The sequence below is a fragment of the Myxococcus sp. AB056 genome, assembly GCF_006547365.1.
GTDB lineage: Bacteria > Myxococcota > Myxococcia > Myxococcales > Myxococcaceae > Myxococcus > Myxococcus virescens.
Genome location: NZ_VHLB01000047.1, coordinates 35,992 through 50,446 on the forward strand (window position 1 = coordinate 35,992; position 14,455 = coordinate 50,446).

Annotated in this window: 15 protein-coding genes; 7 read left to right on the forward strand and 8 right to left on the reverse strand. The window is 69.8% G+C overall.

Translation table 11 applies throughout. The features are described from left to right. Positions 1–23 precede the first annotated feature (23 nt). Together FMP39_RS20945 and FMP39_RS20950 are read left to right on the forward strand one after the other, a co-directional pair. A complete protein-coding gene (locus tag FMP39_RS20945) occupies positions 24–1,019 on the forward strand; it encodes an adenosine deaminase (protein ID WP_141592080.1) in 996 nt (331 codons plus the stop codon). An 8-nt stretch (positions 1,020–1,027) separates the two neighbouring features. Next, on the forward strand, positions 1,028–2,119 hold the full coding sequence (locus FMP39_RS20950) for a quinone-dependent dihydroorotate dehydrogenase (protein ID WP_141592081.1): 1,092 nt from the start codon (positions 1,028–1,030) through the stop codon (positions 2,117–2,119). 99 nt (positions 2,120–2,218) lie between these two features. On the opposite strand, the gene FMP39_RS20955 is transcribed toward FMP39_RS20950, so the two are convergent. The 6 genes from FMP39_RS20955 to FMP39_RS20980 form a co-directional block, all read right to left on the reverse strand. Then, positions 2,219–2,617, reverse strand: coding sequence for a DUF4097 family beta strand repeat-containing protein (locus tag FMP39_RS20955; protein WP_020478609.1), 399 nt, complete (start codon positions 2,615–2,617; stop codon positions 2,219–2,221). 389 nt (positions 2,618–3,006) lie between these two features. Beyond that, positions 3,007–4,161 carry a spore coat polysaccharide biosynthesis glycosyltransferase ExoK gene (exoK, locus tag FMP39_RS20960; RefSeq protein WP_141592082.1) on the reverse strand — a complete coding sequence of 385 codons (1,155 nt, stop codon included), beginning with the start codon at positions 4,159–4,161 and terminating at the stop codon, positions 3,007–3,009. Further along, positions 4,151–5,431 (reverse strand): spore coat polysaccharide polymerase ExoJ, encoded by a 1,281-nt coding sequence (gene exoJ / locus FMP39_RS20965; protein WP_141592083.1) that lies wholly within the window; start codon positions 5,429–5,431, stop codon positions 4,151–4,153. The genes exoK and exoJ overlap by 11 nt, the downstream gene beginning before the upstream one ends. A 150-nt stretch (positions 5,432–5,581) precedes the next feature. Continuing rightward, positions 5,582–7,297, reverse strand: a complete 1,716-nt coding sequence (locus tag FMP39_RS20970; RefSeq protein WP_141592084.1) for a DUF6178 family protein — start codon at positions 7,295–7,297, stop codon at positions 5,582–5,584. A 35-nt stretch (positions 7,298–7,332) separates the two neighbouring features. Further along, complete coding sequence (gene yihA / locus FMP39_RS20975; RefSeq protein ID WP_141592085.1) at positions 7,333–7,953, reverse strand: ribosome biogenesis GTP-binding protein YihA/YsxC; 621 nt, start codon at positions 7,951–7,953, stop codon at positions 7,333–7,335. A gap of 4 nt (positions 7,954–7,957) precedes the next feature. Continuing rightward, the gene (locus tag FMP39_RS20980) at positions 7,958–8,434 is read right to left on the reverse strand and encodes a cytochrome c family protein (protein WP_228556458.1); all 477 of its coding nucleotides are present in this window, start codon (positions 8,432–8,434) and stop codon (positions 7,958–7,960) included. A 127-nt stretch (positions 8,435–8,561) separates the two neighbouring features. On the opposite strand from FMP39_RS20980, the gene FMP39_RS20985 reads away from it, so the two are divergent. The 5 genes from FMP39_RS20985 to FMP39_RS21005 are packed head-to-tail and all read left to right on the forward strand — an operon-like array spanning position 8,562 to position 11,722. Beyond that, complete coding sequence (locus FMP39_RS20985) at positions 8,562–9,029, forward strand: hypothetical protein (RefSeq protein WP_141592086.1); 468 nt, start codon at positions 8,562–8,564, stop codon at positions 9,027–9,029. Positions 9,030–9,039: 10 nt separating this feature from the next. Beyond that, positions 9,040–9,636: a dephospho-CoA kinase gene (gene coaE, locus FMP39_RS20990; protein ID WP_141592087.1), complete on the forward strand. Its 597-nt coding sequence runs from the start codon at positions 9,040–9,042 to the stop codon at positions 9,634–9,636. A gap of 23 nt (positions 9,637–9,659) precedes the next feature. After that, the gene (locus FMP39_RS20995; RefSeq protein WP_194858497.1) at positions 9,660–10,802 is read left to right on the forward strand and encodes an SDR family oxidoreductase; all 1,143 of its coding nucleotides are present in this window, start codon (positions 9,660–9,662) and stop codon (positions 10,800–10,802) included. A 39-nt stretch (positions 10,803–10,841) separates the two neighbouring features. Next, entirely contained in the window at positions 10,842–11,237 is a 396-nt protein-coding gene (locus tag FMP39_RS21000; RefSeq protein WP_011553075.1) for a MaoC/PaaZ C-terminal domain-containing protein, read from the forward strand. Positions 11,238–11,242: 5 nt separating this feature from the next. Continuing rightward, entirely contained in the window at positions 11,243–11,722 is a 480-nt protein-coding gene (locus FMP39_RS21005; RefSeq protein ID WP_011553074.1) for a MaoC family dehydratase N-terminal domain-containing protein, read from the forward strand. A gap of 3 nt (positions 11,723–11,725) precedes the next feature. On the opposite strand, the gene FMP39_RS21010 is transcribed toward FMP39_RS21005, so the two are convergent. Continuing rightward, entirely contained in the window at positions 11,726–12,610 is an 885-nt protein-coding gene (locus FMP39_RS21010) for a hypothetical protein (RefSeq protein ID WP_141592089.1), read from the reverse strand. Further along, positions 12,611–14,452: a molecular chaperone DnaK gene (dnaK, locus tag FMP39_RS21015; RefSeq protein WP_141592090.1), complete on the reverse strand. Its 1,842-nt coding sequence runs from the start codon at positions 14,450–14,452 to the stop codon at positions 12,611–12,613. Positions 14,453–14,455 lie beyond the last annotated feature (3 nt).

Sequence of the window (14,455 nt, forward strand, 5' to 3'; positions counted from 1 at the left end):
CGGCACTGTGCATACATGCCGCCATGGCACGCGATCTGATCGACCTGCATATCCACGTGGGTGGCGCTGTGGCGCCCCACATCCTCTGGTCCATCGCCCACCAGCAGGGCTTCAAGCTCCCGGTGAAGAACTACTTCGACTTCGTGGAGCTCATCACCTCCCGTCCGGGCAAGGTGGGAAGCCTGGACGACTACCTGAAGATCCTCCACACCTGGACGGAGAAGATCCAGTCATCCCCCAGCGCGATTGAGCGCTCCGTCTACGAGGTCATCGGCAAGGAGTACCGCGGCAGCCGCGTGACGCAGATGGAGCTGCGCTTCAACCCGATGAAGCGCAACCTGAACTCCGAGCTGGACCTGGACCACATCATCCACGCCGCGCTGCGCGGCATGGACCGCGCGGTGCTGGAGTACGGCGTGAAGATGGGCCTCATCTTCTGCCTGGCCCGCGAGTTCGACCACCGGCTCAACAGCATCATCGTGGACAAGGCCATCAAGTACCGCACGCGCGGCGTGTACGGCATCGACCTGGCCGGCACGGAGACGAACGCCATGGAGCTGAAGCCGGAGGTCGTCACCCAGTACGAAGAGCTCTTCTCGCGGGCGCGCCGCGCCGGGCTCAAGTGCACGGTGCACACCGGCGAGACGCGCGGCACCGGCGCCGAGGGTGTCATGGCCGTGGTGGAGAAGCTCCAGCCGCACCGCATCGGCCACGGCATCCGCGCCGCCTACGACGAGCACGCGATGAAGGTGCTGCGCGAGCGCGACATCGTCCTGGAGCTGTGCCCCACGTCCAACCTGCACACCAAGGCCGTGGAGGGCGTGGAGGAGCTGCGCCACATCATCCGCACCTTCTGGGACCGCAAGGTGAAGTTCACCATCAACACCGACGGCCCCTACCTGCTGGAGACGGACATGCGGCGGGAGATCGACATCATCGAACAGAACGGCATCCTCACGTCCGAGCAGGTGGATCAGACGCTCGCCTGGGCCCGTGAGGCCTCGTTCATCCCCGCGTGAGCCACGCCATGTACGGACTCACCCGCTCGCTCCTCTTCCAGCTCTCCGCGGAGCGCGCGCACCGGCTCGGCATGGCGGGGCTCCACTACCTGGGCCGCTCACGGGACTTGTGCGAGTCCCTGCGCGAGAAGGCCCTGGAGGGCGCCCCGCCCAGCCTGGCCGTCGAGGTGGCCGGCCTGCGCTTCGCCCACCCCGTGGCGCTGGCCGCCGGCCTGGACAAGGACGCGGAGGCGGTGGACGGCCTCTTCGCCTGCGGCTTCTCCGCCGTGGAGATTGGCACCCTCACGCCCAGGCCCCAGCCCGGCAACCCCAGCCCTCGCCTGTTCCGCCTGCCGGAGCACCGCGCGATCATCAACCGCATGGGCTTCAACAACCACGGCGCGACGCAGGCTGCCGCGCGGCTGCGGATGCAGACGTGGCGTCCGGGCCCGCTGGGGGTGAACATCGGCAAGAACAAGGACACGCCGCTGGAGCAGGCGGTGGATGACTACGTGGCCTGCGTGGACGCGCTGGCGCCCCTGGGCGACTACGTGGTGGTCAACGCCTCGTCCCCCAACACGCCGGGCCTGCGCAAGCTCCAGGAGCCCGAGCAGTTGGGACAGCTCCTGGGCGCGGTGCAGGAGCGCCTGGCCGCCGTGGCCCCGGGCAAGCCGCTGTTCCTCAAGATTGCCCCGGATCTATCCCCCGAGGCCGTGGACGAGGTGGTGGATGTCGCGCGGGCCCAGAAGCTCGCCGGCCTCATCGCCACCAACACCACCGTGGCCCGGCCCTTCGAGCATCCCCTGGCGAAGGAGGCCGGCGGCCTGTCCGGCGCGCCCGTCCGCGAGCCCGCCAACGCCGTCATCCGCCGCGCCTGGCTGCGCAGCCGGGGTGCGCTGCCCATCATCGGCGTGGGGGGCGTCTTCACCGCCCAGGACGTCTACGAAAAGCTGCGCGCGGGGGCGTCGGTGGTGCAGGTGTACACGGGCTTCATCTACGAGGGCCCGGGCATGGTGGGAAACATCCTCCCCACCCTGGCCACCCTGCTCGCCCGCGACGGCTACAAGCAGGTCCGCGACGTCATCGGCGCCGAGCACCGGAAGCCGGGCGCACCCAACTGACGCACCGCATCAATTCGCGGACAAAAAATGAGCGCTCGCCGGCGCCTTGGAGTTTCACCGGCGAGCGCCCCGGGCCCAGTGCTTGACGGGCCTCGAAAGCTATTGCTGCACGGTGAGCGAACCGCCGACCGTGCTGACATCCACCGCGTGGGTGCCCGAGCCATACGTCTGCTCGCGGCCGCCCAACCTCGCGGGACTGTCGTTGAAACGACCACCGACAGTATTGAATTCCAACCTCACATCCGCCTGGGCCGGCAGCTTCAGCCGGACATCTCCGCCCACCGAGGACACAGAAGTAGCCACGACCTTCCGCGGTGCCAATGCCACGGTGCCGTTCACCGTGCTGACATCCAACCGCTCCTCCGAACCGCTCACTTCCACACGGCCATTGACTGTCGCCAACGACTGCCGCCCCGTCACGCCCGCCACCGTCACTGGACCACCCACCGTCGCCAAATCCAGACGCGCCCGCCGTGGCACCTTCGCCGTGAACCTCACCGCGGCCCCGCTCCGACGGCAGGACCACCTTTCTTGTTCACACGGACCGCAACAAACCCGCGCCCGAATGGCGCCCTTTTCTTGGACGACTTCCACGCCCACTTCGTTCCGAGAACTCTCCGCGCCTTCCCAAACAACCGTGATTACCACGTCATTCCCGTCTACCGCATCTACGCGCACCGCGCCATCAACATTGCCAATGTGAACTTCAGGCGTACCGTCCGTGTTGAACGTCCACGTCTGGGTGGACGGCGCGGCGGCGAGGATGAGCAGCAAGGGCAGGACCATGTGCGGGCTCCGGAAGGGGTGGGATGCCCCCTTCCCTACGCCCCGGCCCCGCCTTCATTGCGCCCGGTGGAGACGCAGTATCCACACCGCTCTGACATGCCTCAGGCGTCCGCGCCCCGGGCAATCCGCTGGTACAGCGCGTCATGGCGCCGGACCATCTTCTCCAGGGAGAGCTCGCGCGCCACGAAGTCCCGCGCCGCATGCCCCATGCTTCTCGCCTTCTCGGGATTCGCGAGAAGCTGACGGAAGGCCTGGGCCAGTTGAGCGGGCCGCTCCGGGTCCACCACGAGGCCTCGTTCGCCATCGCGAACCAGGTCGGTGTTGCCACCCACGCGCGTCACCACCATGGGAAGCCCCGCGGCCATGCCCTCCATCACCGCGTTGGACATGCCCTCCGCGGTGGAGCAGAGGACGCCGAAGGTCGCCCGGGCGTAGATGGCGGGCACGTCCGTGCGGTGCCGCAGGAAGTGCACGGTATCGGACACGCCCAGCTCACCGGCCAGCTTCTCCAGGTCCGGCCGGCGCGGACCATCTCCCACCAGGAAGGCGTGCAGCGTGATGCCGGAATGGCGCAGCTGGGCCAGCGCGAGCAGCAGGTCCTCCTGCCGCTTCACCGGGTGATTCATGTTGGCCACGTGGACCACCACCGGCGCGGCCCCCGTGTCGGGGAGCGGCCCGCGCAGCCCTTCGCGCCTGCGGGACTCGAAGCGCGGCAAGTCCAGGCCGTTGTGGATGACGGACACGCGCGAGGCCGGCAGGCCCTCCTCGGTGATGAGCTGGTGGCGGATGGCCTCCGCGTTGCCAATCACATGGTCCGCCATGCGGCACAGCCGCGACTGCACCGCGCGCCGCGCCCGCCCCTGCCAGTGCGCCAGGTCCAACCGGCCCACGATGACCTTCGTGCCCGCCAGCTTCGCCGCCGGCACGGCCACCATCGTGGAGTAGAAGTCATGCACGTGCACCAGCTCCACGCGGTTCGCCTTGAGCCAGCGCGCCATGCGGTACACCTGATACGCCGTGTTCGGCTGCACCACGGAGCCCTTGAGCGGGAAGGCCGCGGGCGCGTGGCCCAGCTTCCACACCGCGCCAATCAGCGGCCCCGAATCATCCAGCACGGACACCTGCAACCGGTAGCTGGCGGGCAGTCCCCGCAACAGCTCCAGCACCTGAACCTCGGTCCCTCCAATGTGGAAAGACCGGGTGAACTGAACCAGACGGAGGGGCTCCTGCCCCATCCGCGCCTCCTCACGCCGCATGTCCGGACCCCTCCCACGTCGCCACCACCGGCCCGCTCGGAGCCGGAACCCGTTGCATGTCCGCCGCCTCGGACGCGCGCGCCACCCGGTGCGCCGCCGCCGCCAGGCCGAAGAGCACGTAGCAGTGCGCGGACAGGATGTAGCCGGAGAACAAGTCGCACACGAGGTAGCCCACGACTGACGCGGACAAGGCTCGCGCCAGCCACCCCACTTCCTTGTCCCGCGACGCCTCGAAGGCGCCGCCCGCGGCACCACCCGTGAACACCATGAAGAACAACAGGCCCACCCAGCCCAGCTCGCCGATGACGTCCAGGAAGATGTTGTGGGCCACGTACGCCCGGCGCGCCTCGGGGGGCGCGTACATGGGCCACGCGTAGCGGAAGCCGCCCGCCCCCACGCCCAGCAGCGGCTTGTCCAGGCTGATGCGGCTGGCCACCTGCCACGCGTAGACGCGGCCCATGGCGGACGCGTCCTCGTGGAACTCGGCCACCGTCTCGTTGCGCTGCCAGAAGCTCTGCGGCGCGAAGACGAGCAGGCCCATCACGAAGAGCGAGCCCACGACAATGGCTTGAATGCGGCGCTTCTCGCGGATGGCCCACAGCCCCATGGCCGCGGAGAGACCGATGAAGCCGCCGCGCGAGTGCGAGACGACGATGGCCGCCACCGCCAGGATGGCCGCCGTCAGGCACGCCAGACGCCACACCCAGCCGCTTCCCTTGCGGGCCACGAAGGCCACCGCCAGCGGCACCACCAGCGCCAGGTTCATGGCCATGTGGTTCGGGTCCGCGTAGACGCCCACCCAGCGCGCGCGGAAGCCTTCCACCAGGTCCTCGCCCACCAGGTACCAGTTGATGGCGCCAATGGACGTCACCACCGACGCCAGCACCATGGCCCCGCACACCACCGCCAGCCGGCGGCCGGTGGTGATGACGTTGACGAAGGTGATGTAGATGGCGGTCAGCTTCAGCAGCTCGACGCCCGTGGCGGTCGTCACCTCCGGATTCACGGACCAGCCGACGGACGCCACCGCCAGCGTGGAGAAGGCGATCAGCGCCAGACCGCGCGAGCCGTCCACGTACAGCGGCTCCGCCCGCCCCAGCCGGCGTATCACCATGAGTCCCGCCGCCAGCCCCGACGTCACCAACGCGAGGCGCAGCGGAGCGAGCGCCGGGATCCACTCACCCGGCGCCGCGTACATGACCGCCGCGAAAGCGGTCAGCGCATAGAAGGCCCACACGTCACGGCGCTGCCCCTGCTCTCCCAGCACCATTCACTCCACCTCCCGGCAGTTGCGTCGCGCACCAATACGCGTGCCTGGGCGAAAGCAGAGGACATGCCAGGGGCCCCATCGGGCAAAGCCCTGAATCTTCTAGAACGGGGCGGCCTCGCCGGACGTGCGGGCCGCCCCGGACTGAAATTCCTACGGGACGGGGCTGCTCTCCATCGGAAGAACCGCCGAAGCCACCGGCTCCAGCCGCCCGTCCTGGAGCCAGGGCGCGCCCAGCTCCTCCAACAGCCGCGACAGGGTCAGCGTCACCAGACGGCGCAGCTCCGCATGCGCCTCCGGCGCCACCGCCGGCTCTAGGCCCTTCTGGGCGCGCTCGGCAGCGGAGGCGCGCAGGCGCGGCGCTCCCGGGGCGCCTTCGAAGAGGCGCTGCCCCAGCTCCACCACCCGCCCCAGCGGCACCGGGCGCGCGTCCGCGCGCTCCTCCAGCACCGCCATGGCCACCACCGCGGCCAGGAGGCGCTCCAGGCCCAGCGTCTCCAGGGGCACGCCGAAGCGGGCCAGGGCCTCGCGCGCCGAGTCGTCGGTGCCGCCCAGCACGCCGCGGAACACCTGCACCTGGGCCTCCGCGCGGGCCAGCAGCGCCTCGGTGGCGGCCAGCTCGCGCCGGGAGCGGAATGGCACCGGCTCCGCGCCTTCCACGCGCAGCGCCCGCCGGGGCCGCTTCTGGCGCAGCGCGGAGATGGCGGCCGCTTCCTCCGGAAGCACCATCAGCACGCCCTCCACCAGGGCGCCCGGCGCCTTGGCCAGCCGGTCCGCGCGGAACTTGAGCTGGAGCGTGAGCGAGAAGCCCGTCTGGAAGATGCGCCGCAGCGGCGTGTCGCGCAGCACGTCCGTGGCGCGCTCCGGGTCCGCCCCCGTCAGGTGCTCGAGCGCCAGGGACAGGTAGTCGCGCACCGTCTCGCTCGCGCGGCGGATGGCGTCCAAATCCCCCGGGTCCGCCAGGTCCGCCACCAGCGCGGCGCTGGCCACCTCGCGCAGCTCGTCCTCCGCGTTCACCGCCTCCACCATCGTCAGGCCGCGGAAGGCCGCCTCCAGGTAGTCCACGTGGCCCGTGGTGGGCGCCAGTCCTGGACGCGCGGCGAACACGGGCGCGGGCGCCACATCCACACGGCTGAACAGGGACACCGCCTCCTCCAGCGACGGGAAGCCCATGTCCTGGAGTCGGCCGCGGCGGAACTGGTACGCCGTCTCCTCCAGCTCACTGGGAATCTCCCAGCGCACGGCCTCCAGCAGGCGCACGGCCTCGAAGGGGTTCTCCGCGATGAGGTCGTTGAGGAGCGAGCGGACGGCGGACATCTCCACGCCCTCCACCTTGATTTCGACGAGGTAACGCCCCTCCGGGGTCTCCATCGTCACGCCCGGCGGGTTGACGTCCGGGTTCTCTTCCAGGTCGTGCACCTCGATGAACTCGCGCAGGAGGATTTCGAGCACCTCCAGGTCCAGCGCGTGCAGCTTGCGCAGGAACTCCCCCGTGTCCTCCACCCCGCCCCGCGCGGCGCGCAGCCAGGTGAGGACGGCGTGCGAGTCCAGCGCGTCCCGCCGCCAGCCGGCCAGGTCCACGAAGGCGCGGAACTGGCCGGGCGAGGCGAGCTGCACCAGCTCCGTCGAATCCGCGAGCCCCAGCTCCTGGATGGTGACGTAGAGGTCCTCGGCGGGCATCGAGCGCACCAGCGCGCGGGCCTCCGCGACATCCAGGAGGGCGTCCACCCGCTGACGCGGGGCCAGCCTCATCAACCGCTGACGCAGCTCCCGGGGAGCTAGCTGCGTGTCGCTTCCATTTCCCTTGCCGTTTTCGGACACGGCGCGGTCCCTACCACAGCGCCCCCCGGCCCGGGAGCAGAACCCCACCGGGAGCGGCGGCTACCGGATGATGCCGGCGGCCCTCAGACGCGGGTGGACTTGCCGAAGGTGTCGAGCAGCGCGCCCCAGACCTCATCCACGCCCAGCTTCTCCGTGGAGGAGAAAGGGAGGATGACCTCCAGCGGCAGGTCCATCAGCTTGGAGAGCTCCACCAGCCGAGGCTTGCGCTTGGCCTTGGTGAGCCGGTCCACCTTGGTGGCCACCACCAGCACCCGGCGGTTGTGCGCCTGGAGATAGTCGAGCGTGGTGAGGTCGTCCGGCGTGGGGCCCACCTCCACGTCCACGATGCTGACCACGGCCTCCAGGCGGTGCCGCTTCTCCAGGTAGGTGGTGATCATCTTCTCCCACTGGGCCTTGTCCGCCTTGCTGGCCTTGGCGAAGCCGTAGCCCGGCAGGTCGGCCAGGCGGATCTGGTGGCGCACGCCGCCGCGCTCCAGGTCCACGTCGAAGAAGTTCAACGTCCGGGTGCGCCCCGGCGTGTTGGACACGCGCACCAGCTTCCTGCGGCCGGTGAGCGCGTTGATCATGGAGGACTTGCCCACGTTGGAGCGGCCGACGAAGGCCACCTCCGCCGTGTGGTCCGTCGGGTAGCCCTTGGGCTCCACGGCGGTGGTGACGAAGCGTGCGTCGAGGACCTTGATCACAACGTCATTTCTTGGCCGACGGATCCGCGGCGCGGCGGGCGCGCTCGGCGGACCAGTGGTCGATGGCCTTGAGCGACTCCTTGAAGTCGAACGGCCGGAGGGAGGGCGAGGAAGCGTCGTGGCAGGAGCGGCACTGCTTCTCAGAGGGGTCCACCAGGCCCACCAGACGCGCCAGCTCCGAGTCCTTCATCACGTACTCGGGCGAGTAGTACTGCCCACCGCCGTGGCATGTCTCACAGGTGACATTCACCGTCGCCTGGGTGACCTGCTCCGGCGAGTGGCAGGACAGGCAGCGCCCGTCCTTCTTCTGCTGGTCGGTGAGCGAACTCTCCGCCCGGGCGTGCTTCGACTGCATCCAGGCGTCGTAGGCCTCGGGGTGGCAACCCTTGCAGCTGTCCGGGCCTACGAAGTCGGCGCCCCCGGCCGCCCCAGCGGCGGCCAGCACGAGAAGGGAGAGGATCCTGATGCCAGGAACGCGCATGAAGCCGGAGTAGCAGAGCCCCCCGGACGGGGCAAGGCGTCTCGTGGTTGAATGACCGGCAGAAACTTCCGTCGGGCATAGGGGGTTGCTAGAGCCTTGCCCGCCCGTTCCAGCAGGGAGGAGCCGTATGCGCATCCTGACCGTCCTCGCCGTCCTCACCTTCGCCGTCCCCGCCGCCGCCAAGCCCTGGCAGGGCATTGAGCCGGGCGTGTCGAAGCGCGACGAAATCCTCAAGAAGTTCGGTGAGCCCTCGCGCACCGTCAAACAGGACGGCAAGGAGATCATCGCCTACCTCTCCAAGGAGGCCATCAAGGGCACCACCCAGGCCCAGTTCAAGGTGGATCCGGACACGCAGCTGGTGGAGCGCATCGACGTGTTCCCCGGGCCCATCATCGACAAGGAGACGGTGGAGAACAGCTACGGCCCCTCCTGCCCCTCCGGCGCCGCGCCCGCCACGCCCTGCTACCTGCGCAAGCTGACGGACGACTTCCGCACCTACTTCCTCTACCCCCGCCTGGGCCTGGCCATCTTCTTCAACGAGGACGGCAAGACGGTTCAGTCGTTGACGTTCACCACGCAGAAGGCCGCGAAGTAGGGCCACGCCCGTGCACGTCTTCGGACTGACAGGAGGCATCGCCTCCGGCAAGAGCACCGTGACGCGCATCCTGCGGGAGCTGGGCGCGGAGGTGCTGGACGCGGACGTGATTGCCCGCGAGGTGGTGGAACCGGGCACGCCCGGGCTGGCTGCGGTGGCGGCGCGCTTCCCTGGCGTGGTGGGCTCGGACGGCCGGCTGGACCGGGTGAGGCTGGGCGCACGCGTCTTCGGGGACCCCGCAGAGCGCGCCGCGCTCAACGACATCACCCACCCGCTGGTGCGCCAGGCCTTCATGGACAAGCTCCAGGCGCTGGAGGAACGGGGCGTGGCGCGCGTCATCTACGACGTGCCCCTGCTCATCGAAAGCGGCATGCACGCCTGGATGGAGGCCGTGGCGGTGGTGTGGGTGCCCCGCGCGCTGCAGAAGGCCCGGCTGATGTCGCGCGACGGGCTGGACTCCGACGCCGCCGACGCCCGGCTGGCCGCCCAGCTCCCCCTGGACGACAAGCGCGCCCATGCCACCTGGGTCATTGACAACAGTGGGGACCTGGCGGCCACCCGCGCCCAGGTTGAAGCGATGTGGCGCGCCATGCTCGCGCGCGGCTGAGCGCCGGGTATGCTGCGCGCCGCATGAGCGAGACGCGCAAGAAGGCCACGGCCGGAACGTACTTCCTCACCGGCTACCCGGGATTCATCGGCAAGCGGCTGGTGGAACACATCGCCCGCGAGGACCCGAAGGGGCACATCTACGCGCTGGTGCAGCCCAAGTCGTTCAAGGAAGCGCAGCAGCACGCCGCCCGCGTGAAGGGCGCCAAGGTGGAGCTGCTCACCGGTGACGTGGTGGACATGCACCTGGGCCTGTCGGGCGAGGAGTACCAGCGCCTGTGCGAGCGGGTGACGGACATCTTCCACCTGGCGGCGGTGGCCCAGCTGGGCGTGGCCAAGGAGACGGCCTGGCGGGTGAACGTGGACGGCACCCGCAACATGCTGGAGCTGGCTCGGGACTGCGGGAAGCTCACGCGCTTCAACTACTTCTCCACCTGCTACGTGTCCGGCGACCGCCTGGGCGTCATCGCCGAGGACGAGCTGGACCGGGGCCAGGGCTTCCGCAACGCCTACGAGGAGACGAAGTTCCAGGCGGAGCGGCTGGTGCAGCGCGCGGGCGCCACCCTGCCCATCACCGTCTTCCGTCCCTCCAGCGTGGTGGGTGACTCCCGCACGGGGGAGATCGACCGCTTCGAGGGGCCCTACTACCTGGGCATCCTCCTGGTCACCTCGCCGCTGGTGGTGCCCCTGCCCCTGCCGGGCAACGGCGTGGCGCCGCTGAACGTGGTGCCGGTGGACTATGTGGTGGAGGCGGTGTGGCGCCTGTCGAAGGACCCGCGCGCCCAGGGCAACACCTTCCACCTGGTGGACCCCAACCCGATGAGCGCGCGCCGCGTGTACGAGCTCATCGCGGAGAAGTCGAACAAGAAGCTGCCGCGCTTCAACCTCTCCGCGCGGGCGGCGGACGTCATGCTGCGGCTGCCGCTGCTGGAGAAGCTGGCCCGCCCACAGCGCGCCGCCATCAGCTACGTCAACCACCTGGCCATCTACAACTGCCACAACACGCTGGAGCTGCTGGACGGCACCGGCGTGCGGTGCCCTCCCCTGTCGTCCTATCTGGATCAGCTCGTGGCCTACGTGCGGGAGCAGTACCGCAAGCGCCGCGAGGGCTCGGACGAATACGACCCGTTGGATCAGGGCACGGCACCCGACGCGGAGCGTCCCTGAGCACGCGCGGCGGCCAGCCGTGGTAGATCCACGGTTCCCATGCCACGCACCTACCAGCCAGGCGACACGTTCACGCACGTCCGCGAGTGCGACCGGTACCGGCCGATTTACTACGCGGGCGCCTCGGGGGATTACAACCCCATCCACATCGACCCGGAGGCGGGCTCCGCCGCCGGACTCAATGGCAACATCCTCCAGGGGCTGTGCACCCTGGGCTGGGTGGTGGAAGCCATTGCCGGCTTCGTGGAGGACCCCGGCCGGGTCCGCCGCGTGAAGGCGCGCTTCTCGCGCCCGGTGCGGCCCGAGGACACGATTACCTTCCAGGGCCGGGTCACCGCCGTCCAGGACGGGCGGCTCACGGCGGAAGTCTCCGCCACCAATCAACGCGGCGAGGACGTCCTCAAGGGCGCCGTCGTCGAAGCCTTCATCGGGTAACGACCATGGCCCTCGACAAGCAATTCATCGGCCGTGAGTACGGCCCGTACCACTACACCCTGGGCGAGGAGAAGATGCGCGAGTTCACGCTCGCCGTCGGCGGCGCGAAGCCGGGCGCCGGAACGCCGGGCGAGCCTCCCGCGCACGTCAGCCCGCTCCTCTACGACGCGCAGGCCGCCAAGGCGGGGCCTCACGGGGGCCTCATCGCCTTCCCCAGCTTCGCCGTCGTCTTCGCCATCCGCCCCTTCAGCGCCGCCATCGCGGACCCCGCGCTGAACATCAACATGCAGATGCTGGTGCACGGCGAACAGGACCTGGAGTTCCTGGACGTCATGCGCCCCGGCGACGTGATGACGACCACCGGCCGCATCGCGGACCTCTACGAGCGCGCCCGCATGGGCTTCGTCATCGTCACCAGCGAGTCGCGCAACCAGCACGGCACCCTGGTGGTGAAGGGCACGTGGACGGCCATCATCCGCGGCTAGGCGTCAGCCCGCGGAAATGACGCCTTCATCGATGAGCTGGACGAGGATGCGCGCGGTATCCAGCCGCGTCATCCCCGACAGCGAGAAGAGGTCCTCGTAGCTCACCGAACCGTCAATCTGCGCCAGCACGAAGCCGGCGCGGTGGTCCAGGTTGAGCCAGATGATGTCGTCCGGCTGCAGGCGCACCGCGGGCACCCGGCCCAGGTCGCCCAGCTTGGACTCCAGCCGGGCCATCAGCATCCGCTCACTGCGCGCGCGCAGCGACTCCACGCGGATGTCCGACGGCGCCAGCTCCTTCGCCTTGAAGAGCAGGTCCACCGCGCCGGAGTGGTCATCCAGCTCCAGCAGGTCCTCGGCCCCGCGCAGGAGCAGGTCCAGCTCGCTCTCCATCACAGGGAGGCCGAACTCCTGCGTGTGGCCCTCGGGGATGCCGTACTCGTCGGTGTCCCCCTTCGCCTGGATGACGGGCTCGTCGAACTCGATGACCACGTCACGCGCCAGCAGCTCCAGCACGTCCGCCGGCGCGCCTTCCAGCGCCTCCGGAAGGACGACAGGCGCCGAGGGCGACTTGCCACCGGCCTCCGCGGGGCCGCCCTGCCCTTCCGCCCATGCGCCCCAGTCGCCTTCCAGCGCCGGTGAGACGGGCAGGTCCGCGTCGGTGGGCGCCAGCCGGCCCAGCGAAAGCTCCAACTCCGGAGGCCGCTCGAACGGCGTCGCCGTGCCCCGCGAAGGCGCGCCCGCGGCGGCCGCCAGGTACTCCCGGGCGCGGGTGTTGGTCGGATCCAGCTCCAGCGCGCGCTCGAAGAGACGCTGTGCCCCCTGGGCGTCGCCACTGAGGCGCAGCCACAGTCCTGCCTCGATGAGCTGGTTCGCGCGCTGGCTGCTCATCTACCGCCCCGTGCCGCCGGGCGCCGGGCCCTTGAGCTGTGCCAGGCATCCCGTGAGCAGTTCACACGCGCGGCCCAGCGCTGCCACGTCCTCGCCCGCGCGGACCGCGCGCGCGTGCTCCAGCACCTGCTCCGCGCGAGGCATCACATCCGGCGCCAGACCGCCCCCACCTGGCAGAAGCCGCGCCCGCGTCAGCGCGTCCACCACGTCGCGCGCCAGCGAGTCCAGCTCCACGCGCCGCGTCTTCAGCTCCTCGGACGCCCGCGCGGCGATGAGGTAGCCGCGCTGCTCGTCCATGATGCGCTGGAGCTCCTCCTCCGTGAGGCCGCTGGACGCGGTGACGGTGATGGACTGGCGAAGCCCCGTCTCCCGGTCCTTCGCGTGCACGGAGACGATGCCTTCCGCGTTGATGTCGAAGGTGACGTCAATCTCCACCTGGCCCCGTGGCGCCTCCCGCAGGCCGGTGAGGACGAACTCGCCCAGCAGCTCGTTCTGGTGCGCCAGGTCGTGCTCCCCCTGGAGCACCATGATCTTCACGACGCGCTGGAAGTCCTTCGACGTGGCGAAGACCTCCGTGGCCGATGTGGGCACCGTGGTGTTCTTGGGGATGAGCCGGCGCACGGAGCCCCCGGCGATGGCCACGCCCAGGCTCTGCGGCGTCACGTCCAGCAAGAGCAGCTCGTGCTCCGGCTGCACCAGCGCGTGGGCCTGAATGGCGGCGCCCAGCGCCACCACCTCGTCCGGATGGACGCCCTTGCAGGGCTCGCGGCGGAAGTAGCCGCGCACGGCCTCCACGATTTTCGGCATGCGCGACATCCCGCCCACGAGGATGACTTCCTTGAGCTCGGAGGCGCGCACGCCCGCCTCGCCGAGCACCTCGGTGGTCAGCCCCACCACCCGCTCCGCCAGGTCGGACGTCAGGTCATCCAGCTTGTCGCGGCTCAGCGTGGCTTGCAGGTGCAGCGCCGCACCACCGCCGGGCGGCGTGCAGATGAAGGGCAGGTTGAGCCCCGCCTCGCGCACACTGGACAGCTCCACCTTGGCCTTCTCCGCCGCGTCCTTGAGCCGCTGCAACGCCATGCGGTCCTTGCGCAGGTCGATGCCGTGCTCCTTCGCGAAGCCGAAGACGAGCCATTCGATGATGCGGTTGTCCCAGTCCTCGCCGCCCAGGTAGGTGTCACCGCCGGTGCCCACCACGTCGAAGACGCCCTGGGAGATATCCAGCACGGACACGTCGAAGGTGCCGCCCCCCAGGTCCAACACCGCCACGCGCCCGTTCACCGTGCGGCCGAAGCCGTAGGCCAGCGCCGCGGCCGTGGGCTCGTTGATGATTCGCAGCACGTCCAGCCCGGCGATGCGGCCCGCGTCCTTGGTGGCCTGGCGCTGGGCGTCGTTGAAGTAGGCCGGCACCGTGATGACGGCCTTGGAGACGGGCCGGCCGAAGTGCGCCTCCGCGTCCGCCTTCAGCTCCTGGAGAATCATGGCGCTGATTTCGGGGACGGACAGGTCCTTGCCGCCCATGCGGATGCGCAAGTCGTCGTGCTGCCCGGCCACCACCTCGTAGGACAGCGCGCGCAGCGAGTCCTGCACCTCGTGCGAGGAGAACTTCCGGCCGATGAGCCGCTTGGCCGCGTACACCGTCTCCTGCGGATTGGTGATGGCCTGCCGCTTGGCGATGCTGCCCACCAGCCGCTTGCCGTTCTTCGCCATGGCCACGACGGAGGGCGTGAGCCCCTGGCCCGTGCGGTTCTTGATGACGACGGGCTGGCCGTCCTGGACGGTGGCGACGATGCTGTTCGTCGTTCCCAGGTCGATGCCAATGAGGGGTTCGGGCTCAGCCATGGG

Bases quoted from the DNA above. Each gene is read 5' to 3' on its own strand.
- FMP39_RS20945 (WP_141592080.1), top strand. From the start codon at position 24: ATGGCACGCGATCTGATCGACCTGCATATCCACGTGGGTGGCGCTGTG.
- FMP39_RS20950 (WP_141592081.1), top strand. From the start codon at position 1,028: ATGTACGGACTCACCCGCTCGCTCCTCTTCCAGCTCTCCGCGGAGCGC.
- exoK (WP_141592082.1), bottom strand. From the start codon at position 4,161: ATGCGGCGTGAGGAGGCGCGGATGGGGCAGGAGCCCCTCCGTCTGGTT.
- exoJ (WP_141592083.1), bottom strand. From the start codon at position 5,431: ATGGTGCTGGGAGAGCAGGGGCAGCGCCGTGACGTGTGGGCCTTCTAT.
- FMP39_RS20980 (WP_228556458.1), bottom strand. From the start codon at position 8,434: ATGCGCGTTCCTGGCATCAGGATCCTCTCCCTTCTCGTGCTGGCCGCC.
- FMP39_RS20985 (WP_141592086.1), top strand. From the start codon at position 8,562: ATGCGCATCCTGACCGTCCTCGCCGTCCTCACCTTCGCCGTCCCCGCC.
- FMP39_RS20995 (WP_194858497.1), top strand. From the start codon at position 9,660: ATGAGCGAGACGCGCAAGAAGGCCACGGCCGGAACGTACTTCCTCACC.
- FMP39_RS21000 (WP_011553075.1), top strand. From the start codon at position 10,842: ATGCCACGCACCTACCAGCCAGGCGACACGTTCACGCACGTCCGCGAG.
- FMP39_RS21005 (WP_011553074.1), top strand. From the start codon at position 11,243: ATGGCCCTCGACAAGCAATTCATCGGCCGTGAGTACGGCCCGTACCAC.
- FMP39_RS21010 (WP_141592089.1), bottom strand. From the start codon at position 12,610: ATGAGCAGCCAGCGCGCGAACCAGCTCATCGAGGCAGGACTGTGGCTG.
- dnaK (WP_141592090.1), bottom strand. From the start codon at position 14,452: ATGGCTGAGCCCGAACCCCTCATTGGCATCGACCTGGGAACGACGAAC.